At 38.7% G+C, this 25354-nt stretch carries 19 protein-coding genes; 6 read left to right on the forward strand and 13 right to left on the reverse strand.

Features of this window, described 5'->3' with window-relative positions:
- Positions 1 to 213 precede the first annotated feature (213 nt).
- A complete protein-coding gene (locus tag MuYL_RS10955) occupies positions 214 to 1674 on the reverse strand; it encodes a serine hydrolase (protein ID WP_094570609.1) in 1461 nt (486 codons plus the stop codon).
- Between the two features lie 216 nt (positions 1675 to 1890).
- On the opposite strand from MuYL_RS10955, the gene MuYL_RS10960 reads away from it, so the two are divergent.
- The 4 genes from MuYL_RS10960 (at position 1891) to guaB (ending at position 6952) form a co-directional block, all read left to right on the forward strand.
- Complete coding sequence (locus tag MuYL_RS10960) at positions 1891 to 2235, forward strand: phosphoribosylpyrophosphate synthetase (RefSeq protein WP_094570610.1); 345 nt, start codon at positions 1891 to 1893, stop codon at positions 2233 to 2235.
- Between the two features lie 432 nt (positions 2236 to 2667).
- Complete coding sequence (locus MuYL_RS10965; RefSeq protein WP_094570611.1) at positions 2668 to 3909, forward strand: M16 family metallopeptidase; 1242 nt, start codon at positions 2668 to 2670, stop codon at positions 3907 to 3909.
- A gap of 81 nt (positions 3910 to 3990) precedes the next feature.
- Positions 3991 to 5271, forward strand: a complete 1281-nt coding sequence (locus tag MuYL_RS10970) for a M16 family metallopeptidase (protein WP_094570612.1) — start codon at positions 3991 to 3993, stop codon at positions 5269 to 5271.
- Between the two features lie 211 nt (positions 5272 to 5482).
- Positions 5483 to 6952, forward strand: coding sequence for an IMP dehydrogenase (gene guaB, locus MuYL_RS10975; protein ID WP_094570613.1), 1470 nt, complete (start codon positions 5483 to 5485; stop codon positions 6950 to 6952).
- Positions 6953 to 7034: 82 nt separating this feature from the next.
- Here guaB and MuYL_RS10980 read toward each other — a convergent pair whose 3' ends face one another.
- Entirely contained in the window at positions 7035 to 7883 is an 849-nt protein-coding gene (locus MuYL_RS10980; RefSeq protein WP_094570614.1) for an ROK family protein, read from the reverse strand.
- A gap of 8 nt (positions 7884 to 7891) precedes the next feature.
- On the reverse strand, positions 7892 to 9133 hold the full coding sequence (locus tag MuYL_RS10985) for an MFS transporter (RefSeq protein WP_094570615.1): 1242 nt from the start codon (positions 9131 to 9133) through the stop codon (positions 7892 to 7894).
- A gap of 1668 nt (positions 9134 to 10801) precedes the next feature.
- Between MuYL_RS10985 and MuYL_RS10995 the strand changes: the two genes are divergently transcribed.
- Positions 10802 to 12346, forward strand: a complete 1545-nt coding sequence (locus MuYL_RS10995; RefSeq protein WP_094570617.1) for a Fic family protein — start codon at positions 10802 to 10804, stop codon at positions 12344 to 12346.
- Between the two features lie 84 nt (positions 12347 to 12430).
- Here the strand turns inward: MuYL_RS10995 and MuYL_RS11000 are convergent, their stop codons facing one another.
- Positions 12431 to 14020 carry an ATP-binding protein gene (locus tag MuYL_RS11000; RefSeq protein WP_094570618.1) on the reverse strand — a complete coding sequence of 530 codons (1590 nt, stop codon included), beginning with the start codon at positions 14018 to 14020 and terminating at the stop codon, positions 12431 to 12433.
- Between the two features lie 48 nt (positions 14021 to 14068).
- Complete coding sequence (locus tag MuYL_RS11005; protein ID WP_094570619.1) at positions 14069 to 14881, reverse strand: restriction endonuclease; 813 nt, start codon at positions 14879 to 14881, stop codon at positions 14069 to 14071.
- 245 nt (positions 14882 to 15126) lie between these two features.
- Between MuYL_RS11005 and MuYL_RS11010 the strand changes: the two genes are divergently transcribed.
- Positions 15127 to 16947: a DUF262 domain-containing protein gene (locus MuYL_RS11010; protein ID WP_094570620.1), complete on the forward strand. Its 1821-nt coding sequence runs from the start codon at positions 15127 to 15129 to the stop codon at positions 16945 to 16947.
- On the opposite strand, the gene MuYL_RS11015 is transcribed toward MuYL_RS11010, so the two are convergent.
- From MuYL_RS11015 to MuYL_RS23180, 8 genes are all read right to left on the reverse strand, one after another.
- Entirely contained in the window at positions 16937 to 17401 is a 465-nt protein-coding gene (locus tag MuYL_RS11015; protein ID WP_094570621.1) for a hypothetical protein, read from the reverse strand. The two genes, MuYL_RS11010 and MuYL_RS11015, sit on opposite strands and share 11 nt — an antisense overlap.
- Positions 17401 to 19503, reverse strand: coding sequence for an AAA family ATPase (locus MuYL_RS11020; RefSeq protein WP_094570622.1), 2103 nt, complete (start codon positions 19501 to 19503; stop codon positions 17401 to 17403). The genes MuYL_RS11015 and MuYL_RS11020 overlap by 1 nt, the downstream gene beginning before the upstream one ends.
- Positions 19484 to 19732 (reverse strand): hypothetical protein, encoded by a 249-nt coding sequence (locus MuYL_RS11025; protein ID WP_170309744.1) that lies wholly within the window; start codon positions 19730 to 19732, stop codon positions 19484 to 19486. Before MuYL_RS11025 ends, MuYL_RS11020 begins: the two co-directional genes overlap by 20 nt.
- A complete protein-coding gene (locus MuYL_RS11030; RefSeq protein WP_094570624.1) occupies positions 19729 to 21108 on the reverse strand; it encodes a DEAD/DEAH box helicase family protein in 1380 nt (459 codons plus the stop codon). Before MuYL_RS11030 ends, MuYL_RS11025 begins: the two co-directional genes overlap by 4 nt.
- 4 nt (positions 21109 to 21112) lie before the next feature.
- Positions 21113 to 21514, reverse strand: a complete 402-nt coding sequence (locus MuYL_RS11035) for a DndE family protein (RefSeq protein ID WP_094570625.1) — start codon at positions 21512 to 21514, stop codon at positions 21113 to 21115.
- Positions 21507 to 23642 (reverse strand): AAA family ATPase, encoded by a 2136-nt coding sequence (locus MuYL_RS11040; RefSeq protein WP_094570626.1) that lies wholly within the window; start codon positions 23640 to 23642, stop codon positions 21507 to 21509. The genes MuYL_RS11035 and MuYL_RS11040 overlap by 8 nt, the downstream gene beginning before the upstream one ends.
- Positions 23636 to 24961 carry a DNA phosphorothioation system sulfurtransferase DndC gene (dndC, locus tag MuYL_RS11045; RefSeq protein ID WP_094570627.1) on the reverse strand — a complete coding sequence of 442 codons (1326 nt, stop codon included), beginning with the start codon at positions 24959 to 24961 and terminating at the stop codon, positions 23636 to 23638. The genes MuYL_RS11040 and dndC overlap by 7 nt, the downstream gene beginning before the upstream one ends.
- Before the next feature lie 186 nt (positions 24962 to 25147).
- Positions 25148 to 25297, reverse strand: coding sequence for a hypothetical protein (locus MuYL_RS23180; RefSeq protein WP_157740761.1), 150 nt, complete (start codon positions 25295 to 25297; stop codon positions 25148 to 25150).
- Positions 25298 to 25354: the final 57 nt, after the last annotated feature.

A 25354-nucleotide genomic window follows, 5' to 3' on the forward strand; every position in this document is an offset into this window, starting at 1 on the left:
AAATCCTACCTCACAAAGAATGCTTTTAGGTGATCTTTGTGAGTTAAAACTGATTGTAAATTGTTGTGTATTTAAATGGCAACGGAATGTTATTCTTTATTAATAATTTCAATCTTTTCAGGTATCACTCAATGCTTGCATTTGATTAGCTTTTGTTTAAGGTTAGCTAATGTGATTTAGTTTTCTATATGCTATAGCAGAAATTCAAATGTTTCACTCAATCTTTTTAGCGTCGTGAATCCCGTTTTGATAAAGGACTGCTTTGGTTATTTGCCCCTTATCATCTTTTACAAACTCAACTTCGGCGTCAACCACTTTTAAAAAGAATTTATTGTTGCTTTCTGCATAGAGCTGTATCTTTCCCTGCCCTGTTGCCTGCCCAAACAAGCTGTTACCTTCTCGGGTCACGGTTAAAATAAAACCCGGGGCAAGTTCATATTTACCGGTATACTTTTGCAGGGTGGTGTCGGCTACTGCTACTTCTTTTCTCACTTTTGAGCGGTTTAATCCCTTAAAGTCATAAACATTGGCAACACTATTAACAATCTCGCTCATAATATTGCCGTTATCTGAATTTACCATTACTACCACGCCATTGCCGCCTTCCATTCTACCGTAATACTGGCACCTAAAGCCTTCGTTTGCTCCGCCATGCTCAAAATACTTCACACCGTCCTGTAAACTGTCAATAAAAACGCCCAATGCTGCATTTTTATCAATGTATGGAGTTAATCTTAATCTTGTGGTTTGCTGATCAAGCACCTTTTTAGATGTTCCCTTTAAAGCCAGTTGTGTTTCTATAATGTACTTTGACAGGTCGGTAGGATTGGTCCACAAGCCTGCCGCTGCCTGCTCCGGATAAATGTGATACTTCCCTTTTAACGCCTTTCCGTTGTCGCGGTAGGCCGTCGCCAGTAGCCAGGGCTTATTATTAACAGGCGGCTGGGCATAGGTACTGCTGGTCATCCCCAATGGTTTCAACACATTGTCGTACATGAATTTATCATACGGCTGATGCGTAACATCCATCACTATCTGTTGTGAAATGGTAATACCCCCACCTGAATATTCGGACTTTATTCCCGGTGCATACATGGAGCGTACGGCATCTGAATTGGCCGGCTTTTTACCATCGAGGATTTCCGGGATTGTGGGCAGTGGCTCCCCTTTTTCGTAACCTCCAAAACCATGCACCGTCAATCCACCCGTATGGCTCAATAAGTTAGCAACCGTTATCTTTTTGTTTTTAGAAAGTGAATCATAAGGAAATTTCCACGTGGTTAAATAAGTGTTGATGTCGGTATAAAGATCAATCTTTTTATCCTGCACCAGTTTGAGCACCCCAACGGAATTTATTGATTTACTGATGGATGCCGCCTGGAAGAGTGTTTGCGGTGTTACCGCCAGTTTCAGGCTGTCGTCTGCATAGCCGTACCCTTTGGCCCACTCCAGCTTGTAATTGTGAATAACCGCAATACTTACGCCATGTACCTTGTAAAATGCCATCCTGTCCTGTATGGTCATAGGTCCCTCGTTCCCGGTTTGGATGTTTGGAAGCAGGTTTTGTTCAACACGCCTGATCTTTTCGCTGATATCTGACGGAGATTGTGCAGCTGCATTTATTTTAACACAGAAAAGAAATGCGCAGGTAATAAGTATTTTACAGGTTTTCATAGGAGGTTTTGGTAATTGAAACTAAGATACATAAAAACTGATTTATTAAGATAATAATGTACAAATGGTGCAGAAGCCTGCTCAGCACCGCCGGGGAAAATGATGAATTAGTCTTTTAACCAATGTAACTAATCATGGCAAATCATCAAAAAAGTAAACAACCCGCGTGTTTTACGGTTATAAAAGCAACATAACTCTACTTATACAAACTTAACCATGATAACATATAACAATTTAGTGGAAGCCACTAACGATTTGATGAAAAGAGGGTACACCGAAAACCTTAGTTTGGAAGGCGATACCATTGACGATAAGGAGAAAAATATCCACATGACGGCGGACGATATTGAGATTGATGAGTTCTACCGTTTTGAAGGTGCCAGTAATCCTGATGATAATGTTATAGTATATGCGGTTACTTCAAAAAAATACAACTTAAAGGGTGTATTGGTTAATGCTTTTGGTACTTATGCCAATGACAGTTCATCAGCCATCCAGGCAAAATTAAACCACGACCAAGTGAGTGATAATCTTCACCGGGATGATAAACCGGAAGCCTAACCTTAAGTGGAAAGTCTTTAGTTCTATGGCATAAATATCGAATTTTGACTTAAGCCTGTTGCTTTAACACTAGTACTGTGGAGTAATGATAATCAACCCAAAGGTGGAACATGCTGATTATAAGGAACTTATATCTATTTAATCCTTGATTGATACTTAAGTAATTGATAATCAGTATGTTTCACTTTGTTCCGGGTGTTCCGTGTACAAAAATGGAACGCTTCAGGTTTTTCCCGTGAATTTGTAATTTGCTTTACCGGGTCCTCTTTTGAGGTCATTTATTGATTTGAAAATTTGAAGGTTTGTCCAATTGAAAGTTGATGAAATTAATTGGTTTGTAATTTTCAAATCATCAAATAAAACAAATTTTCAAATTATACTGTCAATCAACAAAAACTCTACATTTGCTATCCGTTAATTGAAAATTTACAAATGGTTAAATTCAACCGATTTACTTTAGATAATGGTTTGCGCGTTCTTGTGCATGAAGACCATACCACTCCAATGGCTGTGCTTAACATCCTTTATGATGTTGGCGCCCGCGACGAAGACCCCGAACAAACCGGCTTTGCGCACTTATTTGAACACCTGATGTTTGGCGGCTCGGTAAACATTCCCAGCTACGATGAGCCTTTGCAGCGTGTAGGCGGCGAAAACAACGCTTTCACCAGTAACGATATTACCAATTATTACATTACGCTGCCATCGGCAAATATTGAAACAGCTTTTTGGCTGGAAAGTGACCGGATGCTTAGCCTTGCCTTTAGCGAGAAAAGCCTTGAAGTGCAACGAAACGTAGTGATAGAGGAGTTTAAACAACGCTATTTAAACCAGCCCTACGGCGATGTTTGGTTAAAGCTGCGCCCAATGGTTTATAAAAAACACCCTTACCAATGGGCAACCATAGGCAAGGAACTTAAGCATATTGAAGATGCAAAAATAGAGGATGTAAAAGCTTTTTTTAAAAAGCATTATAACCCGCAAAATGCCATTATGGTTGTTGGCGGAGATCTTACTTTAGCGCAGGTAAAACAACTGTCTGATAAATGGTTTGGCCCGATCCCGGCGGGAGAAAAATACCTTCGCAACCTGCCGCAGGAACCGGAGCAGCATGATGAGCGCAGGGCAACGGTTACCGCCAAAGTGCCGCTGAATGATGTTTATATAGCCTTTCAGATGGGCAGTCGTTTAGATGAAACTTATTATGCGGCCGAACTGCTTTCAGATATCCTGTCGCGGGGTAATTCATCGCGTTTGTACCGTAGCCTGGTGAAAGAAAAGCAGATCTTCAGCGAGGTGCATGCGTATATGACAGGCAGCCTGGATAAAGGGATGTTTGTTTTTGAGGGCAAACCCCTTGAAAATATCAGCATTGAAACTGCCGAGGCTGCCATTTGGGATGAACTGGAAAAAATAAAAACGATAGCGATACCTGCGGATGAGTTGACCAAGGTTCAAAACAAGACCGAATCAACGATGATATTTTCTGAAATGTCATTACTGGATAAGGCGATGAACCTGGCTTCATTTGAGCTATTGGGCGATGCGGAGCTGCTAAACCATGAAACCGCAAAATATCTGCAGGTAACCGCCGGGCAGATAAAAGAATTAGCCAATAACCTGTTTAGAAGAGATAATTCATCAACGCTTATTTATTTGGCTGAAAAAAGTTAATAAAGGTTGTAAGTGTGATGATGGTTGCGCTGCTTAACCTTTATCACAACTACAACTGATACAACCTTTACAACACGAAACATGACATTACAAAGAAAACAAGCGCCTGAATTCAGGCCAATAGATAATATAAAACTATTAAGGCCCGATCACCAGTCGCTTTCCAACGGGTGTAACATATACTGCTTTAACTCCGGCGATCAGGACCTGGTAAGGATTGAATGGATCTTCGGGAACCAACGCTTCGATCCAAAAAAACCTTTGCTGAACATCGCCGTAAATTCAATGCTTACTGAGGGCACCGGTACGTTAACCCAGGCGCAGATTTCGGATAAAGTTGATTTTTATGGCGCGTTCCTGCAGGTTGATTACGGGTATGACAATTCGCTGGTAACGCTGTATAGCTTAAATAAGCACTTACAACACACCCTGCCGGTGATAAAAGATATTCTTACTGATTCCGTTTTTCCGGAAAAGGAACTGGAAACCTACATCCGCAACCAACAGCAAAAGCTGCAGGTAAGCATGCAGAAGAATGATTACGTGGCACGCCGTGAATTTAACAAAGCGCTTTATGGCGATACGCTTTATGGCCTGGGCGCTGATGCTGAAACTTATACAACGCTGCACCGTGATGATATGCTGGCCCATTTCAAACAAATGTACCAGCCTTCCAATTGTACCATTATTATCTCCGGAAAAATTGAACCCGGCATACTGGAACTCATTACCGATACTTTTGATAAGGATTGGACAAACCCGGATGTTAAACCGGATACGGGCCAGCCTGCTGTAACCCCGGCCGCAGCGCATTTTTACTTTATTGAAAAACCCGATGCGCTGCAATCTGCTATCCGGATGGGTCTGCCGGTTATCAACCGTAATCACCCCGATTTTCCGGCTTTACAGGTGTTGAATACGGTGCTCGGAGGCTATTTCGGATCGCGGCTGATGGCGAATATCAGGGAGGATAAAGGCTACACCTACGGCATCGGATCAGGCATGAGCTCATTGAAACATGCAGGGGCTATGTTCATAGCAACCGAGGTTGGCGCTGACGTTTGCAAAGCAGCAGTAGCCGAAATTGAAAAAGAAGTAAACCTGTTAAAAAGCGACCTGATCCCGGACGAGGAATTATCGCTGGTGCGCAATTACATGCTGGGCTCTTTATTAGGCAGCCTGGAAAATGTTTTTTCGCATGCTGATAAATTTAAGAACCTGTATTTTGCCGGGCTTGATTACGATTATTATGACCGGTATGTGCAGGTGGTAAAAACAATTACCGCTGAACGTTTAAAAGAAATGGCCAATCAGTATTTAAATTTTGACAGTTTTTATAAAGTAATAGTAGGGAAGTACTAAAGGATTTCGGATGTCCAATTCTGAATTTGAAGACTATTTGTATGGTTGAAGTAAGACTTTTTAACCGCCAACAAAAATTGCTTTATCATTATAAGGCAATTTTTGTTGCATATAGAGGTATGATCCAATAATTCCGAAATCACCCTTCCAAAATCCGAAATAAAACAGTAGCTTTGCCCGGCAAATAATAACTCCAAACACATTATTTGCTATGCAATTAGATCCCCAAAAATTTGTCGCCGAAGGATTAACTTACGATGACGTTTTACTCCTCCCGGCTTACTCCGAAGTTTTACCGCGCGACGTTGATACCAGCACCTGGCTTACAAAAAAGATAAGGCTTAATATTCCAATTCTTTCTGCTGCCATGGATACAGTTACCGAATCGTCATTGGCAATTGCGATTGCACAGGCGGGCGGAATAGGTATTCTGCACAAAAATATGAGTGTACAGGCCCAGGCTGATGAAGTTCGCAAGGTAAAGCGATCTGAAAGTGGCATGATCCAGGATCCGGTAACATTACATGAAGCATCAACTGTTGCAGATGCTGTAAAAATTATGCGGGAATACAGGATAGGCGGGATCCCGATTATTGATGGGGAACATAAACTTAAAGGAATAATCACCAACCGCGATCTTCGTTTTCAAAAAGAAATGGACCGCCCGGTGAGCGAGGTGATGACCAAAGGAAACCTGATTACTGCGCCACAGGGAACTAACCTTTTACAGGCCGAAGAAATTCTTCAAAATCATAAAATTGAAAAATTGCCGGTGGTTGATAAGGACGGGATATTACGCGGCCTGATCACTTTTAAAGATATCCAGAAATTTAAAAACTTCCCTAGCGCCTGTAAAGACGAATTCGGCCGATTGCGCGTTGGTGCAGCTGTTGGAGTAGCTGCTGATAATATAGACCGTGTTAAGGCGCTTGTAACAGCTGGTGTTGACGTTATTACTGTTGATACTGCTCATGGTCACTCAAAAGGGGTTATAGATATGGTTAAGAGCGTTAAGGCGTTGTTTCCCGACCTGCAGGTTATAGCTGGTAACATTGCTACCGGTGAGGCTGCCCTTGCCCTTGCTGATGCTGGAGCTGATGCGGTTAAAGTTGGCATTGGCCCGGGGTCAATTTGTACCACCAGGATTGTTGCCGGTGTTGGCGTTCCACAATTATTTGCTGTTTACGAATGTGCAAAAGCATTAGAGGGCAGGGGAGTTCCTGTGATTGCTGATGGCGGCATCAAGCAAACGGGCGATATAGTTAAGGCTATTGCAGCCGGAGCGAGCTCTATAATGGCAGGATCATTATTTGCAGGCGTTGAAGAGTCGCCGGGTGAAACTATCATATACGAAGGCCGTAAATTTAAATCATACCGCGGGATGGGTTCTGTTGAAGCGATGGACAAGGGGTCAAAAGACCGTTACTTCCAGGATGAAACAGATGTGGTTACCAAACTTGTTCCGGAAGGAATTGTTGGTCGTGTGCCTTTTAAAGGAAACCTTGCCGAAGTTATTTACCAGTATATTGGAGGTTTACGCGCCGGAATGCATTATTGCGGTGCTGCAAAAATTGAGGAACTTCAAAAAGCCAAATTTGTACGGATTACTGCAGCGGGTATGCGCGAAAGCCATCCGCATGATATAACCATTACCAAGGAAGCGCCTAACTATACGAGGTAGAGATTAGTTAAGAACGGTTTGCGGCTTTAAACCTCGGATACTTTAAACTCACGAAGTTTTCAAAACTTCGTGAGTTTAAAGTTTATAAGGAATCGAAGTACAAGCCTGCAGCTCCCAAGATCCCACTGTTTTCCAATGCCGATCTTTCTATACGAAGGCGTTCAACACTTTTAGGATAAACCAGCGTGCGGATGCGTTCCCACATCGTTTTTTCAAAGAAATTATAAGCCAGCTGCACCGATCCGCCTAAAATGATCAGCGCCGGATCATAAGTGTACATCACCAATTTAATGGCATTGCCCAAGTGTGTACCCATTTCGGCATATAGTTTTAACGCCTGCTGATCGCCTTTTTGTGCGTCCCTGAACACATCTTCCCCGTTCAGGCCATATACATTATTGAAGAATGACCCGCTGCAGTAAAATTCATAGTTGTTATCCATGTAGTCAACACAGCCAAATTCGCCCGCGCCACAATTTGGGCCGGCGTATAGTTGGTTATTGATGATAATACCAGCGCCCAAACCCGTACCGATGGTGAGTCCTACCATATTTTTTCCACCTTTTCCCTTTCCAAAGTAATACTCGCCAAGGGCAAAGCAGTTGGCATCATTATTAACCAACACCGGCACCTGGTATTTATTCTCAAGGATTTGCTTTAAATGCACCTCTTTCCACGAAGGGATATGCACTACGTCATAAACAATTCCCAGTTCAATATCAACTACGCTTGGCACGCCAATGCCTATCGCCTTAATATCCTTGCCAATCAGCTTATCTATTATAAAATAAACATCTTCCAAAACCTGTTCTTCTGTGCCTTTGGTGTTTATCCGGCGCGAGATAATTTCAGAAATGGTGTGATCATTAACTACCGCACCGCGAACGTTGGTGGCACCTAAATCGATGCCGATAATTTTTATGTATTTCATTTAAAAGCTTAGTCTTTTGAATCAAAAATAGTTTTGTTGGTGATCAGTGGTTTTGCCCAAAAGCCGATACTTAGCATATATCCAAAAGTGATATACAGGAACATCATACCGGCTCTTAATCCCAGCAGGTTACCCAATCCGCCGATAAGGATTTGTACTATAGCGCCGCCAATGATGCCGGTAACCAGTATGCCCGCAAAAGATCCGTGATGCTCATCAATTGAACTGAGTGCCAGTGAAAATATGATAGGATACATCACCGACATGAAAAAACCCACAATTGAAAATGCGTACAGCGAAACTTCGGCGCTGCCGAAAAGAGCCGCTGTAAGGGAGATAATTGCAAGTATTGAAAAAATTACCAGTAATCGGCGGCTATCCATTATTTTCAGCAGGAATAAGCCTAATATTCCTCCGGCTGTCATTAATCCCCAAAACCATGCAACAGCACGTGCACCCTGTACCTGCGGATCATAATGATGATAGCGGCTTAGGAACTCCGACATCCAGTAAGAAACCCCCTGCTCCGTTCCAACATAACAAAACAGGCCAATAAAAAAGGCTATCACTACCGGCCGTTTAAATAACTGGAGGTGTGTTTTCCATGGCCCGGCTTTTTCTTCGCTGGTCAGCTCCACTTTAGGGAACTTTGAAAGCAGCAGGATAATAAACATCAGCAGGCAAATCACGGCAAAGATCCAGTAAAGCGAGATCCATGACATTCCCCCGGGAACCAGTCCTCCCAAAATACCAAATACCCCGGAATGTTTTTTTTTATCCAGTTCGGAGATCATTATTGTCATCACTAAGGGGCTGAGAAATGAAGCCGCGCCAAAGATCAATTGGGCCAGCACTGAAGTGAAGGCATAGTTTTCTTCGCCGCCTGCTGTACGCAATAATGGATTAATAACAACCTGCAGCATCGCCATCCCGCAACCTATCAGGAAGAGGGAAAGTAACGCGGATAAATAGCCCGGAGAAACAGCCAGCAGCAGTGAGCCAAAAAATGCGACCACAAAAGCGGTAACCATAATTGTTTTCTCATTATACTTTTGCACCAGCATGCTCGACGGGATTGACATTACCCCGTAGGCAATAAAAAAAGCAAAAGGTAAAACCCCGGCTAGCAGGTCGCTTAATTTAAAATCCTTAATAAATTCAGGTGAGAGGGGGCCAATAATATTGGTTATAAAAGAAATAACAAAAAACGTAAGCATTATAAGCGTTACGATGTAATAGTTGCGCTTCATGAATTTTATTTTATGGCTGGTTAGGATTGATTGACTTACATATTTAGGGTAAATCTTTAGTATTCACAAGTTATAAAAAACAATTTAAAAAGTTTGTAGTGAATTTGTTATGCATATATATATATGAGCTGATGCCGGTTTCAGAAAATATTTTGAGCGGTTTCGAAAGAAAAAAATTTGATAACAGATATTTTAAGCATGTTGCTCGTCTATGAAAATAATAATATTATGTGTTTCTGGGAATATGTTGGATGTTGATAACTGTCTTATATCGTATGTAATATAAAATAAGTACCTGTATATCAAGTGTTAGTCGGGTGGTATAAAATTGTTAAAAACTTGTTAATAAAAATCAAAAAAAAGTCTTGCAAAATGTTATCGATGCCGCTATCTTAGAATCATCAAGAACGACGTACTTTGACAACTTTGCAGGAAACTAAAATGAATCTGGCGAACCTTCGGGAGAGCTAAAGATCACAGAAGTCACTGTAATTACCCGAAAATGATACGACGCGAGTCGCGAAAAATGAAGGCTAATTAAAAAGGTATTGAAAGGATCGGTATTCTTTACGGAGAAGAGCGAAAGCCATCAATGAACTGAAAGCATCAATGTTCGCAAGAACAGTAGAAGAGCAGGTCGGTTAAAATACACAAAACTTGGTGCTTTATGTGCAGCTACGGCTGAACATAAGGTTTGGAAACGGAAGAAGAATCGCAAGAGGACGCTTCCGTTTTCGCTTTTACAGGCCTTTTTTGTCTGCCGGTATTTCGGATCGGTCTGAAAATGGATCAGCCCGGGATTTTGTAAAGGATCTGAATAAAATAAAAAACCCTCTAAATCACTGATTTAAAGGGTTTACAGTTGTTGAAAAACTGCTTTTTGTGCGCCCACCTGGGCTCGAACCTATATCTTTAACTAATTGATTATCAATTATCTTTTTCTATCAAACAACGCCGGGTTACGGAATAGGTATTGTAACCTGAAATCGTATGGCTAAGGTAATAAAAAACGATTAATTATGCAATGTAATAAATTTAAAACATGAATCGTAATCAACTATTAGTCAGTGGTTTGTATTGTAGTTTGATTATGTATAAGGGGGTAAGTAATTTAGATTCTCCCGGTATGTACCTCAATCGATTATTATATAAATACCCCGTTTCGTTATTATAATTTTACCACAGTTGATTGTTACACCACAATGCTTCCGAGTCCATTTTAATTCTTCTATTAATCTATCCCACACCAGAATATTTACAGCATCATTTGCAGCATCTTTTACAGCATCATTTAGAGCATCATCGGTGATAACCAATGGATAATGGCTGGCATGAAACCTTGTTTTGATAGTTCAATTTTGTAACAAAACGAGGCAATACAGGGGCTTTTGGTTTATTCATTTAACCAGCGATACCAATTTTCGTCACATTTTTCAGAATGCCAATAAGTTATATCTTATATCTGAATTGTGACCTTTTGCGTAACATTTAGTATATAAAATATAATTTGAAAATTAGTCTTTATAGTTATGCTTTGTTTAATATAATTGTATTTGTACATTTGAATATAATTGTATTTGCACGAATGTGTGTAATTGTGATTGAACGATTATATATCATGGCATTTGTCAAAAGGAATAAACGAATATTCAATATAATTCAATTATTATGGCGACACCTGGAGAAAAATTGGCAGAAGCATTGAGCCTGTTAAAAGCATTACAGGACAATGGAGAGGTAGCGATACATACAGGAGAATTGCCGGGCGATCAAAGAACGCTATTAATAAAAAGGGCGTTTCTGAAAGAAGTTTCAAAGGGGTGGTATATCCCATCTGACCCCTTGGAAAATCCGGGCGACAGCACAGCCTGGTATAGTGCATATTGGGATTTTTGCGCCAAATTTTTAAAACATAAATACGGGAATAACTGGTGCATTTCACCGGAACAGTCTTTATTGATACATGCAGGAAACTGGTCTGTTCCACCTCAATTGATAGTCAGGTCGCCTAAAGCTAACAATACGCCGATGTCTTTGCCGCATCAGAGTTCTTTGTTTAACCTTAAAGCCGAAATACCTGCGAATACGACAACAATTATAAACGGAATACGGATGTACCAGGAACAGGCGGCTTTAATCTATAGTTCGCCGGCTATTTTTACGAGTAATCCAATAGATACCAGGACCGGCCTATCCATGATACGGGACGCTTCTGAATTATTACCAATGTTGTTGGAAAACGGGCATACGCGTATAGCTGGCCGTTTAGCGGGGGCTTTCAGGAATATAGGCCGTGAAAAGATCGCTACGGACATCGTTGAAACTATGAAGGCAGCGGGATTTGACACACGGGAATCTGATCCGTTCGCTTACAGACTGGATATTGATCTTTCCCCGCGTGAGCGTTCCCCGCAGGTTAACAGGATCAAATTGTTATGGAATGAAATGCGGAAGGTGGTCTTTAATAATTTCCCAAAATCGCCAGGTATGCCGAAAGACATAGAGGGCTATTTGAAAAAGGTTGATGAAATTTATGTAACGGATGCTTATCATTCCCTTTCAATTGAGCGATACAGGGTAACGCCAGAACTGATCGAAAGGGTGCGCAGTGGCGAATGGAATAAAGGGGACAACCAGGCGGATAAAAAACAAAAGGATGCAATGGCAGCAAGAGGTTACTGGCAGGCTTTTCAAGAAGTTAAATCGTCTATTAATGCCATATTAAATGGGGCAAATCCCGGAACCCAGCTCAGTCGAGATCATAGTAAGTGGTACCTCGAATTATTCGACCCGAGTGTTGCTGCAGGGATTTTACGCCCTGTGGATCTGGCTGGTTACCGCAGTAGCCAGGTTTATATCGGCGGTTCCAAGCATGTACCCCTCAGTGTGGAGGCTATGCGGGATGTTATGCCGGTGTTCTTTGAACTGCTGGAAGCAGAACCGGAAGCTTCCGTCCGGGCTGTGTTGGGGCATTTTATCTTTGTATTCATTCACCCTTATATGGATGGCAATGGCCGGATAGGTAGGTTCCTGATGAATGCAATGCTGGCTTCTGGTGGTTATCCCTGGACTGTGATCCCGGTTGAAAAGCGAAATACCTATATGGAGGCATTAGAGAAAGCAAGCGCGGAACAAGATATTACTCCTTTTGTACAATTCATCGCTCATTTAGTTGAACTTGGTATGCAGGGCAAACCGGAGGCCCACTTGTAATCTGACCGAAGTTTGAATTTTTCCGGATTTTAATCGGAGAGTTAATTTCGATGCATGAGTAATAGCCATGGAAATACGTGAATATCAATTATCTGTTTTAAAATTCAGGCCAAACAATTTCTTCAGTACAACTTCCACAACTTTCCTGAATGTCGCTAATTCACTATCAGAAACGGTAACAGTCGCTCTTTTATGGACCAATTCACTCCTAAGCTTATAATAATATTCTATTTTTTTCCACTGTGTTTGTGTAAATGAAACGGTGTTTTTGACCTCCGCATGAACATCAGTTCGATTTTTCATGATGTTTTCTAATCGGGTGGCGCTATAACTGGTGCCTGAATCATTTATCAAGTATTCTTTAAAAGCTATTTCAAGCATACTGTCCAATGTCAACATGGATATTCTATTTTTCTGCTCCAGTTTTAATTTTCCTATTTCTTCTACAGCTATAACAGTTTCATAAAGTCCTGTTACCCACGGTTTATTCTTAGCTAAAGCCCTATTATTGATTTTAATAATATCGCCATATTTTCGTTTGGATGGCCTGGGTATCGGTGGCAAATAAAGCCTGACCTGCGACGAAATGTTTGTAAGCACTTCTTCGTTGATGATACCATCATCATACTTAAAAATATTTTCTTCCCATCCACCTGCCGAACTCCATTTCTTTGAAAGCGTAGAATAATGAGTCAACACTCTATCAATATGTTCCTGAATCTCTCTAAAGGAAGGATGCTTGGGGTTGATGTCGGATTTGCTGCTGTTCCACGGCATGAGTTTGGCAGGGCCGGTTAGCTTAACGATTACACGGGCTAATGAAACAGAAGGGTGCGGATTGCCTATCCTCAACGGCTTATATCCAACTTCGGGGCCTTTGTATGCTTTGGTAATTAACCTATTATTACAATAAAAATAAGCGCCGTACTCGCCTCCTGATGGCTCCCCCGACTTCGTAAGGCCCCCCAAAATATCCAGTTTTATTTTACCATCAGCACCGAAGTCTATATCTCCCGTAAATTCCTTTGGTTCAAAGTCAGGAGGATAAGACCATTTATCGAAATAGATCGGAGTTATATCGTTACCATTAAATTTAAGTTGAAAATTGACATCAGCCAAAAACAGTCCATAGGTTACACCCAAATGGTTTTTCAAATCAGCTTCGTTTTCAGGTTTTATAGGGTCCCTAAGCTTGATAAGCTCAATTTTAGTAGTATTTTCCGGAATCGGGTCGACTTCATAAATGTGGAGATCCCAGGTGCTGTCATCTTTAATCCAAGCGTCATCTATTTCAACCAAAATTGTTTTCTCATCCTTGTATCTCGTAAAAATCCTGATTTCTTCCGCTAATGCCACTACCGCTCTTTTCGACCCTACACCGAAAATTCCAATTGTCGCATCCTCAGCCGTATTTCTACTATGACCTGGGCTAACAATTAAGTTAATATCAGCTTCAGGTACGCCGCCGCTATTATCAATAACCTGAATAACTTGCCTTTGATAGTCTAATTCGATTGAAACCTCAAGCGGATGTTGTTTGCCTCTGTGTATCCAGCTATCAATTGAATTGTCAATCAATTCGCAAAGCGCTGTTTTGATATGATAATCTGCAATGATGGAAAGGTATATTCTTTTAGATGGTAACGCCTCAATATCTTTCAATAATTGTTTCATAGTGCCTGGTCCGCCAAATTTTACAAAAAATTGATTGGTATACTTATCTTATTCTTCGGCATCTTGTAGAACGAGATCAATTGCGTTCGTATAGATTGGCAGGACTTCTTTCTCAATGCCGAAACCTTTTTCGATCATAATATCAACTATCGCTTTGCCATCAATTAATACAATAGGCACTGCTCCGATTTGGAACGATGAGCTTTTTGCGTCGTTTGTAAATTTCGAAGTTGTAAAAAAGATTCCCTGCTGATATTTACCCTGAATATCACCTCTGAATTGATTAATCTTAGGCCTCCCTACTGAAGTTTTCGTCCATCGTTTGCATTCGAATGCAACTTTCATGTAAACCAAACCTATTTTAAGTTCGCCGTGACCGTCAATCCCTCCGTCTTTTGTTTTATTAGTTACCTTTAGATTTTTAAACCCATAAACCAGCAAAAGCCGTTTACAAAACTCTTCAAAGGAAAATGGATTGAGCGCTATTAATTGATCAAGCGTTGAATCCTTAAATTCCTGGATATATTTTTCGTGTAAAGTTTTGATTTGTTCAAAATTAGACTCACGAATTACTTTTTCATCTTTCACATCCGGCGTTATCGCTTTTTGGTGGGCAACACCTTTGATCCAATAATGCCCGTCATTCAGAAAAACAAAATGTTTTGATTTATGTGCAGTAGGAAAGTTCAGATTTTCACTATGGCGCCTTAATTGGGTCCTGACGATATGTTCAGGATTTATAGCGTTAAAACGATATAAATCGTCTTCGACTATTCTTTTATAGATATCACCTACACGCAATGGTTGCCCCTCACGTTTTAACGCTTCTGAGATTGCTTCGTTAATAGTATTTTTTGGCATAATTGTGTGAGGTTTATTTGTAAATATAGCATTATTTACAAATAACTTTAATTGAACATTTTGGCAGCGAATTTAGATGGATCTAAGTATACAAGATATTAATTGACTCTTTACCGATACTTTAGTTGAATTTTATTATAAATAATTGATTAGGCTATGAGTATTTCAATAACCATTAATGAAGATGCATTTTTTTATGTTAAAATAACTGATGATATTTAGAGCTTATAAACCATCATTTATCTATGGACGTAAGACCTCTGTACCATCCAGTAGGAGAACTTTTTAAGTATCAGCCTGTTTATAGAGTTCCTGCTTACCAGAGGAGCTATTCCTGGGAGCAATTGGAAATAGAGGACTTTATCAGAGATCTGGAAAATTGTTACAATAAAAGAAAATACGATAAAGCTGTAGTTCACTTTTTTGGCCAGATTGTATGTATTGAAGAGAAACTCCAGGGCACTTATGATTTATCATATTTTGAATTAGTAGATGGGCAACAACGGGTTGCTACATTTATTCTGTTAGTGCTATCATTAAAAAAGACTTATGAATCTATCATTATTGAAATTCAGGGCGAAGCTGAATTTATAAACCAAAAAAATATTTTAAATGAACGTATCCAGGATTTAAGCAAGCGATATTTATTTTTTCAAAAGGAAGTTTTAGAAAGCTTTGAAGAAATTAATGTCCTTGAATTATCAAACCGCGATAAAGTTTTTTTCAGGGCATTTATTCGGAATATTGAAGCGCCACAACAACGGGAATCTCATAGGTTAATTAGACAAGCCTTTGATATGATTCATAAGAAAGTTAACGAGATCACATTTTCAGCAAATCTGAAGGATCGGTTAGGAAATCTTAAAACTATTGAACAAATACTGGAAAACGATTTCTGTATATTGAATATGATTACAGGGGATCGGAAAGCGGCGTTCAAATTATTCCAAGTACTTAATAATAGGGGTAAAAATTTAACGGAAGGCGACCTGCTGAGGGCAGAAAGTTTAAGAATATTGGAGCCATTTCCTGCAAACCAAGGTGTTGTAGAAGAAGCATGGGATAATATTTTATCTGACACGCCCATATTAACTGAAAGGTTTTTGCGCGCGATCTATGGTTCACACACGGGTAGTAAAGCAAGTGCCAATTCTCTGTTTAATGAGTTTTTAACCCACTTTATTCCTGAATATGATTTTGAATTTATTGAACCTAAGAATGCGGAAGAAATCCAAGTGAAGGTAAAAAATATCGAAACCGATATCGCTATCCTCCGAAAAATCAATCATGGGCAGTGGCCATATGAACAAAAACAGCCGATAGAACATTGGGACAGAAACCGGATACATTTGCTTATACATGCCTTTGACCATACCGCATGTCTTCCTTTTTTGCTTTCTGCAAGTTTATTAGATCACAAAGAGTTCAACAAAATTATTCATGTCATTGAGCGGTTTGTGTTTAGATACTTAATTGTCTGCAATCAATATATAGGCGATTTAATTATGATTTATACAGAGGAGGCCAAAGTTCTAAGGGATAATCCACAAGCGTACACGGCTCAAAACCTGATCGCTCGCCTGAAGCCTTTAATTGACAGATCGGATGATGAAATGTTCAATCGTCTTCTTGATGACTTTAAGTATCAGCAAACTGGCGGGAAAAGCAATAAGCCGCTTAAGTACTTTTTACTTACAATGGAGTATTATTTCCGATGGTATAAAGACGGGGCTAACGGCGAACCGACCTGCATGGATAAAGAACGTGTATATGACTTCGGAGATTCAACAATTGAACACATTTATCCTAACAATGCACAAGGCGCTGTAATTGACCAGACTTTAGAGCCTTTAAAAAACACAATTGGAAATTTAACTATCTTAGGTAATGCAGATAACCGCACGGGAGATAATGATGATTTCGAGACAAAACGCCCGATTTTTAAAGATTCCTCACTTATGATGAATCGTGAAGACGTGGCGAACACGGCTAACTGGGATAATGCTGCAATTGAATTAAGAACAGCCGATCTTAAAAAAATGGCGTTGCGTATTTTTACGATTTAACTTTATTTTCGATGTCGTAAATCTCCTTGTAGGTCAAGACTTCCAACCCGGCATAAGCGGAGGGGTTGTTTTTTATTTCCTGGTTCATGATGGAAAGACCACCATTTGCGTATTCCTCAATCATTTTCTTTAGTTCCTCTTTGTCTTGAAGCAACTCTAAAGAGTCATATTTGGAAACCGCTAATATCAGTAGATTTCTCTGATGGGTATTTCCAATATTTAACCATCTAAAAGGCTTATGTTGTTTATCTATAGGTTTTCTTCGATCTCTCATAAATCCTAAAATAGCCGCATAAACAAAAAGCTCCCACATATGCTGAAAAGGATATTCCCTGCGTTTTTTACCTTCACCATCCTTTTGACCAGGGCATAGCCTGCCGTCAAAAAGAGAATTATAGTAATCCACTTCAATATTCATCAGAGCGTTATCATCTATTGGAGCCTCATCAATCATTATTTCAATTTTATAATTTTAGTCCTCTGTTCATTAATAGTTGCGCCTTCCATGCGTAATTCATACGCATTACGTATTTTACCGTTATTTTTTATTAATTGTCGAACTTGCTCATTATTCAAACCTTCGATATTTTCAAGGTCTGCATCATCTTTTAAAATAACGATTGACTGCCTGAAAATATCAATAATAGTTTTGATAGCACTAATTTTGTTGTTTCCTCCTAAAGCAGAAATAGGTGCATCAGCCACAAAAGGAAAATGTTTATCCCAAATCCGATTGGAAACGGAAAGTACGGCGGCAACAAATGAAATTTGAAGTGAAACTTTATTTGCCTGGTTAATATTTGCCATTGGAATACCAGATTCATCTACAGTGTACACCTCACGATTTTCATAATCAACCCTTACTTTCCCTGACAGGGCGGGATTAGTCCGCGTCATATTTTCAAAGTAGGTATTGGCTTCTTCTTCAATATCACCAATTAAGTTGCCAAGGAAATTATCATAAAGCTTGTAAACTTCATCTTTAATGTTTTGAGCCAGCAACATTCTTTCCCTTTCAAATTGATTTTCAGAGCGTTCAATCAATGCTTTGTATTCATCTTCAAGTTTTTTCAGGCTCTTATCAGCTTCGTCCTTTCTGCCGGATATCTGGTCAATTTTTCCCTTAGACTGATCTAAATCAATTTTAATCTGATCCCGATCCTTGGTTAATTGCGAAAGATTAATCTTTTCTAAGTCAGCCCTTTGAATTTTACCTATTTTCTTTTCATCTTCAATTCGCTCTGTAACGATCCTAAGTTCATCTTCCTTATAAACAATTTTCGTTCTGAGACCGTCAAGTTCTTGCTGCACCTGATTTAATTCGTCTCTAAACTCCTTTATATTGTCTGGGATATGGGTAATATTTGATTTTAGAGAATCGGCAGTGTCACTTAGCGCGTTAATGACAGCAATTTCTTTATCCAATGATTTCTCGTTGATAAAACTTGATATTTGATGATACTGCGGAGAATGTTCCGGCGCATCTGTCCCGCAAACTTTACACAAATGATCCTGCAACATTTCTTTAATAAAATCCTGCCGAATGGGCTCTGGTATCTTTGCTTCTTCTTTCGCTTTCCGATATAGCCTTAAAAAGTTATCAATTAGCCCTTCCGATTTGTTATAAATCCATAAAGACATTAAGCCATTACGATTGTATTCAAATAGCTTGCCTTTCTGATCTACTTTTTCATCGCGCTGTTTTTCTAATGATTTTATCTCCTGCAATAACTTTGCGCACTCCTCATAACGAGATAATTCCTCCTCTTTCTCTTCTAATTTTCTTTCTTTGATATCCTTTTCACGATATTCATTTTCAAGCTTATTTTTTAAGTCCGTGACCCTTTCATTAATATCGTCAATATCCTTGGTGATCTTGACTTTTTGCTTCTGTACTTCAGCATTACGTTCTTCTTTATTTTCAAATTGATCTTTAGCCCGTAAATAGACTTTATCTGCATATTTTCGTGCTTTATCGAAGTACTTGATTCCCGATAGTTCACCAATTGCCCGTGTAAAATCCGAACGTTGGTTTAAGCGTAGAAGCTTACTTATTCCTTCACCTTGAAAAAGAAAGTATCTGGAAAGGTTTTTTGGAAAAAAGGCACTTAACAACTCATTAGCTTCATTGCCCATGAAATTTTGAGTGTTGAATGTAACAGCATTTGTTTTAGTAACCGCAATGTCAGATGAACCAGGACAACTCCATTCCGAATCTGATATTTTCAGCACCCTGTACTCACGGTTTACCAAGTATGAATTTGAGTTTTCATCTTCAAAATTCAAGCTAACGGACACTTCCACCTTGGAATTAGTGTTGCAATTGAGTTTTGCAAACCTGTTGACGAGCTGTTCTTTCCATTGCCCGGTAGAAACCCAATCTTCAGCCGCAGTTTCATAAGCCTCGTCATATAGCACCCAGTTATATGCATCAAATAGCTTAGACTTACCGGTATTATTCTGACCAATAATTAAAGTAGCTCCTTCATCAAATTTAAATTCTGTGGTATCATAATACGACAGAAAGTTTTTTATTTCAATCGATTTTATTATCACCTTCGTTTAAATTTTTATTTGCGAACCGTAAATGGTCATCTACCATTTTATAAAGTTTGTTCTCTATCTCTTTTGAGGTGCTTTCTGTTCCTAAAGTAGGGTCCTTATAAACCTCATCTAATAGATCTTGAATAATATGATATTGGGCAATATCCTTTTCTTTAAGAGGTGCTAATAACCTTTCTACTTCCTGGTTAACATTGCTATTTTTAGTGCCTGTCATACTCATGCGATATAGTCTGTTTTAGCGTAAATATCTAAATTAAATTCTTTAGCTACATGCTCAAGAACACTCAATGCCTGGTAATGATTTAATGATAGCCCGGCAAATTCATGAACCCTCTTAAGTTCACTTTGAAGAATGCTTTTTTCCATTTGTAATGTAGATTCAAAATATTGGTTTGTAATGGACGGGACAACAACCATGTCATAAATAGTGGCGTATTTTTTATCGGGATGCGTTCTGAGAACCCTTCCTCGCCTTTGAATAAATTGTCTTGGATTTCCTGTACTTGAACAAAATACCGCTATTTCTGCACGTTTGATATCTACTCCTTCATCCAAACATTTCATTGCTGTCAAAACTGCAATATGGCCTGTCGAAAATTCGCTTAAAATTCTTTGACGATTAGTAGTAAGTCCAATAAATTGATGCTGAGATAAGTTAAACTCCTTAGCAATAATTCTGGAGTAGGTATTAATTAACTTTTTATCATCTTCATCGATTTTATCGTCATTCCCTTCGGGTACATAAACCAGCAAATATTTCACTGGCAGTCCTTTGTTTTTCAACTCTCCCAATATCTTACGGAGTGCGTCGAATTTTCCTGAAGCCTGATGTATAATCCGCTTCCTTTTAAGTAATAATGCAGTAACGATAGGATTATCTTTAAAGCTTCCTGTACTACCATTAAAGTATTTAGAAAGCTTAATAGAAATTGATTTGTATTCCTCAAGTTCTTCTTCCGATAGCTGCACAATTACCGGATAATAATAATACTCGCACAAATAATTACGCTCTATAGCTTCCTCCATCGTAAACTTGAAGGTAAATTCCTTTTCAGCTCCAAAATACCTGTAAATTTCAAGTGACCCTTGTTCATCATAATACCGGTCGGGCGTGGCTGACAGGCCCAAGCGTCTTTGAATGTTTTCAGGATATACCGCAATATGCTTTTCTGTGCCAAAATTATGCGCTTCATCCGCAATAAGAAATGACTGCGGAGTAGCCTTAGAAATAATATCACCAAATCTTTTCGTCAGAAATGTCGCATAAGTCGCGATAATACAATAGCTGCTATCTTTAGTATTTATAGCGGACAATGCTTCTGTATACCAATTTTTATTTTCGCTATTAGCTAAAATGACATTTTTAATTAAAAATTTCTTTGTCTCTTCCATCCACTGGTTAGCTAAATCAAGTGTAGGAACGAGTATATAAAGATGAATAGCCCCTTCAACCTTAAATAAATAATCTGCGCAGCTTAATGAAGTTATCGTCTTTCCTGTACCAGTGGCCATAGCAAATAATCCCCGATAACCGTTATTTTTCCAGTTATTGATTGCTTCTATTTGGTAATCTCTTAAATCAGGCGTGACGTTCACTTACTTATATTTTTTCAGAATTTAGTATTCCTTTTTCGATCTCATTAATTAGGAAATCATTTCCTGTAATAGAATCCTTATTGGCTATCTCTTGATTAATTAATTCAAGGCCATCGTCAATATGCATTTTAACATATTTTGACAAGTCCTTGTCAGATTTGTATAAGCTGTAATGTACACATAAGACGGCCATATAAATATCTGCATAATTGCCGAATAGCACCTTATTGTTATACTCCTTACCTCCGGAATCTTTCATGTCACTTAGATTTAGTTTTCGCTCTCTGCTTAGCGAAAAGCTGAAGGCTAAGCGTGCAATTACATTTTCTGCACCCAAATTAAGCTTATTGGTTAACTGTGTAACCAACTCCTTATTTGTACGGGAAGTTTTGATGCTACTAAACATATCGCGAATACATCTGTTGATAATTACTGAATAATTCCTTTGGAACCACCTCGTTAAAGGCTGACCGATAAGATGCTATTTGCTCAATTAAATAAGCTTTACCAACTTTCGGCAGTAAAAGATTATACTCTGTTTCATTCAATTCTTTTTCTAACAATGGAAACAAAACAACCTGGCTGGAAATGACCGGATAAAAATCCTTAATAATATTAGCCGCATGTAACTTATCGAACTTTTGTAACGGACTGTCAATAAATACAGGGAATTGAATGTTAGATTCACTGACCAATGCTTTTAATAAAGCTGTGGCGTAAAGCTGTTGTTCCCCCTTAGATAAGCTATCTTTATTTATTTTTTGGTCTTGCATATCCAAAAGGTCTATGTCAATCAGATCCCCCTCAATAATGACATTGACTTGCTTTACAAAATCATGTTTGTGCATTAGTCGATTCAACTCATTTTTTATGCTTTTTTGTAAAGAAATCCTTTTCTTTTGTTTGAGTTGCTTGATGAAATTATCTAACTGGCTTAACAAGCGACCCGTAGTTTCTGCTTTTTGACGATCAGTTGCTTCCACTCTAATATTTTTAGTTTGCTCCGAAAGCTGCCTGTTAATCGTAGATATATCCTTCTCTAAAACCGTGATTTTTACTTTAAGATTCAAGATTTTTTCTTCCAACTCACGAATTTCAATATTAAGTGTTTCGAAACGATGCCTTAATGCCTTTATAACAGGGTCGCTGTCTTTAACTTCTGCATCCTGAACTTTTTTCTGTAAAATATTATAAGTGCTTTGAAGTCTTTTGGAATTGGCAACTAAAGTTTTAAAACTTTTGCTGTAAGCATTTTTTAAGTTATCAAATACCGCTTTAAATTGATTACGTTGTTCTATTGTAAAGTCAAATAGAACTTTTTGATCTGACATTTGACTTGGTAATAAATTTTCAGAAAGTATCGTTTCAACAACAGATAGATCGATGTTTTTCAGTTCAACAAATGCTTTTTTTATGCTGACGTATTTTTCTTGAAGCAAACTATTCACCAAATCAATATTCTGCTGTATTTCCTCTATCTTAAGTTGCTTGTTGACTTGAAGGATTTTATCAGCAATCATAGCAAAAGGAGCTAATTCAAGTAAGTCGTTAAATTGGTTCTTGTTTTTTGCAATCTCATCTTTCAACTGGCTACGCATACGCTTAAATTCTTGTAGTTCGTCATGACTTAACGCGCTGCCTAATCTCACCAATTGTTCTTGAATTTGTGAAAAATCAGACTTCTTGACAATCTGATCCTGCTCTTTTCTGCTTAGATCTTGCTTGTAAATAGTTAGCAGATCATTATTCTCTGTTACTTTTTTTTGCAGCGTATCTATTTTTTGTAAATCACCTTTTTGTGCAGACCGCTTTTTTATTCTTAGTAACAGATTTTCCAGATTATGTTTAAGATCTACATACTTTTTTATACCCAATACTTCGTTATATGCCTTACTGAAATATTGTTTCTCCTCCAGGTTGCTGATTTCAGCTAAGGCAGTAATCTTTTCGGCGTCAAAAAAGAAAAATTTGGCGACCTCTTTAGGCAAGATAAAATCGTTGATGAAAATTTCCTGTCCAATTGTTTTCGTTAATTCATTTGTCCTGCCATCAATCAATATTTGTATATCCTCTGTTTCTGATTTGATATTATAGGTTCTTTTAATAACAAGGTTGTTGCAAGATATATGTGGAATGGAAATATTAGTAAATTGAACTGAAATGCTAAAGGAATAGATGTCGTCAATATTCTGTTTAACCCGTTCCCGTTCCAATACATCTGTCGTATCAATCAGTCTCCTCTTTAATTTTTCATATTCTTCATTTGCATGTTGTAATGCATAACGGTTAAAAAGTTTTGATGCATATTTCTTATACCCGCCGCTTTCATAAATCTCTTTTCGATAACGATCGTCAACATCCGGTATCAGTTTGCCATAAAGCCCCCATACTAACGAAGTGAGCAGGCTTGTTTTTCCAAACCCATTTTGTCCGGAGATTATGGACACATTTTGCTCCGGGTTAATCGAAAGCGAAACAGTATGCTCACCATGATATACCCGAAAATTACGGAGTGTGATTTTTTCTATTAACATACAGTCCGTCTTCTATAGTCTTTTTCTAAATGATTTTCTAAATCACTCTGAATACCATAATTATTCACCAGTATAATTTTTGATTTTTGAATTTCTAACAGTTCCCCAATTAATTTGAAGTCCGCTTCGCTATCACAAACCTCTTTTAACAGGTCTTTTTCAAATACCTGGCCGTCAGAGAAATCTTCTTTTTTCATGTCTGTTTGATATACCGTATTGTATATATCAGCCACGCCATGCTCAAATATGGAATCACGGTGCCAAATGACTTGAATAGCTACCAGTTCCTGATAATTGATCAATATTAAATTAGCATCTTCTTCCTGCACCTGTTTTTGAACTTTCAATAGTTCCTCAAGCATGAAAGCGCGTTTTTCAGGTAAGTATGGCCCCCATGTGTCTTCGCTGGCATCATCTTCATTTTGACTTCTGCGCCACGTTTGGCGCCAGGTTCGATCATTGCGCTTAGCAACCAACATATCACGAAATTCAACAAGCGGCTCCATCCATTCCTCTCCATTATCGACTAACGCTTCCATTGATTTATCACGTTTGACGACAGTACAAACCCAACACCCAAAGCGGCTTTGTCCGCATGATGGAGTTGTGGTATCAATAACTAAAGGACAATCACCGCCCGTGGCGTTTCGGTAAAGCGTAACTAAATCTCTGTGGCTGCCTCCCCAAGGGGGATTGACTTGCAGTAAATAAGTCCAAACTTCCTCTGTTAATACATCTTTTATGGGTGCAAAAACAAATGCATTGGGCAATACGTGCTTTCTTAATCGCTCACTGTCAATGTGGATTTTACTATTTTCGATACTTTTAGCCCGTGTATTACTTTCATCACTTCTGGTGCCTAATAAAATAATAGCTTCGCCAACTTCACTTATTTTATTTCTTATAAATTCGGTTGTAGGTTCTATTTTTAAACGGTCGGTACACCATCTAAATGAGTTATTCGGTGCAGGATAACCCTTACCTAAGAGATTTACCCAAAAAGTATCTTCCAGCCGGGGGGTTGTTTGATGGACCGTGATTGGTAAACTTTGTTCTGCTGCGGCTTGTTTGATTTTGTCCAGTGTCTCGTGAATGAATTTTACAATTCTGGGGTTTTCCACTAAGGTGTCGTTACAAACAACATAAATTTTTCGACGACGTAATTCGGCAGGGATTTTTTTTAAAGCGATCCATACCAATTGCAGGAGCATTGTAGAGTCTTTTCCTCCTGAAAATCCAATAATCCAAGGACGTGGATTATCGTCATTGAGGTATTGATCTTCTATTTCAGAGTGTATATGTTTTAGGTCTAATGCCATATTTGTAATAAACTGAACAGTTTTCTCCTAATTAATAGGATATACAAATATGCGGTAAATATTAGGGCTAATAAGTTAAATGTAGGATATAATTTTCAAGAAATGACCATTTATTCACACTTCCAAAATTATAAAAAGGAAAAGCCCTATGTTAGAGAAACATAGGGCTATAGGTATGATGTGATTTCAAATGTATTGTGAATTTCTAAAATATTCGTTCCAGTTATCCAGTATTTTCTTTCGGTTAGTACCGTCTGCGTACTGAAACGCCTGAAACAGTGTAATGATGAATTTATTAAGATTTAATTTTTCTTCATCCATCCATCCATCTATCATACAAGCATTTTTCGGTTTCCATGATCTTCTGTTTAAAAAGAGGATTGCTCCCCTTTA

Origin of the sequence: Mucilaginibacter xinganensis, assembly GCF_002257585.1 — a bacterium.
Taxonomy (GTDB): Bacteria; Bacteroidota; Bacteroidia; order Sphingobacteriales; family Sphingobacteriaceae; genus Mucilaginibacter; species Mucilaginibacter xinganensis.

Bases quoted from the DNA above. Each gene is read 5' to 3' on its own strand.
- MuYL_RS11025 (WP_170309744.1), bottom strand. From the start codon at position 19,732: ATGAGTATGACAGGCACTAAAAATAGCAATGTTAACCAGGAAGTAGAA.
- MuYL_RS10955 (WP_094570609.1), bottom strand. From the start codon at position 1,674: ATGAAAACCTGTAAAATACTTATTACCTGCGCATTTCTTTTCTGTGTT.
- MuYL_RS11015 (WP_094570621.1), bottom strand. From the start codon at position 17,401: ATGATTGATGAGGCTCCAATAGATGATAACGCTCTGATGAATATTGAA.
- MuYL_RS10995 (WP_094570617.1), top strand. From the start codon at position 10,802: ATGGCGACACCTGGAGAAAAATTGGCAGAAGCATTGAGCCTGTTAAAA.
- MuYL_RS10985 (WP_094570615.1), bottom strand. From the start codon at position 9,133: ATGAAGCGCAACTATTACATCGTAACGCTTATAATGCTTACGTTTTTT.
- MuYL_RS11000 (WP_094570618.1), bottom strand. From the start codon at position 14,020: ATGAAACAATTATTGAAAGATATTGAGGCGTTACCATCTAAAAGAATA.
- guaB (WP_094570613.1), top strand. From the start codon at position 5,483: ATGCAATTAGATCCCCAAAAATTTGTCGCCGAAGGATTAACTTACGAT.
- MuYL_RS11010 (WP_094570620.1), top strand. From the start codon at position 15,127: ATGGACGTAAGACCTCTGTACCATCCAGTAGGAGAACTTTTTAAGTAT.
- MuYL_RS11005 (WP_094570619.1), bottom strand. From the start codon at position 14,881: ATGCCAAAAAATACTATTAACGAAGCAATCTCAGAAGCGTTAAAACGT.
- MuYL_RS10980 (WP_094570614.1), bottom strand. From the start codon at position 7,883: ATGAAATACATAAAAATTATCGGCATCGATTTAGGTGCCACCAACGTT.
- MuYL_RS23180 (WP_157740761.1), bottom strand. From the start codon at position 25,297: ATGATAGATGGATGGATGGATGAAGAAAAATTAAATCTTAATAAATTC.
- MuYL_RS10970 (WP_094570612.1), top strand. From the start codon at position 3,991: ATGACATTACAAAGAAAACAAGCGCCTGAATTCAGGCCAATAGATAAT.
- dndC (WP_094570627.1), bottom strand. From the start codon at position 24,961: ATGGCATTAGACCTAAAACATATACACTCTGAAATAGAAGATCAATAC.
- MuYL_RS11040 (WP_094570626.1), bottom strand. From the start codon at position 23,642: ATGTTAATAGAAAAAATCACACTCCGTAATTTTCGGGTATATCATGGT.
- MuYL_RS11035 (WP_094570625.1), bottom strand. From the start codon at position 21,514: ATGTTTAGTAGCATCAAAACTTCCCGTACAAATAAGGAGTTGGTTACA.
- MuYL_RS10965 (WP_094570611.1), top strand. From the start codon at position 2,668: ATGGTTAAATTCAACCGATTTACTTTAGATAATGGTTTGCGCGTTCTT.
- MuYL_RS10960 (WP_094570610.1), top strand. From the start codon at position 1,891: ATGATAACATATAACAATTTAGTGGAAGCCACTAACGATTTGATGAAA.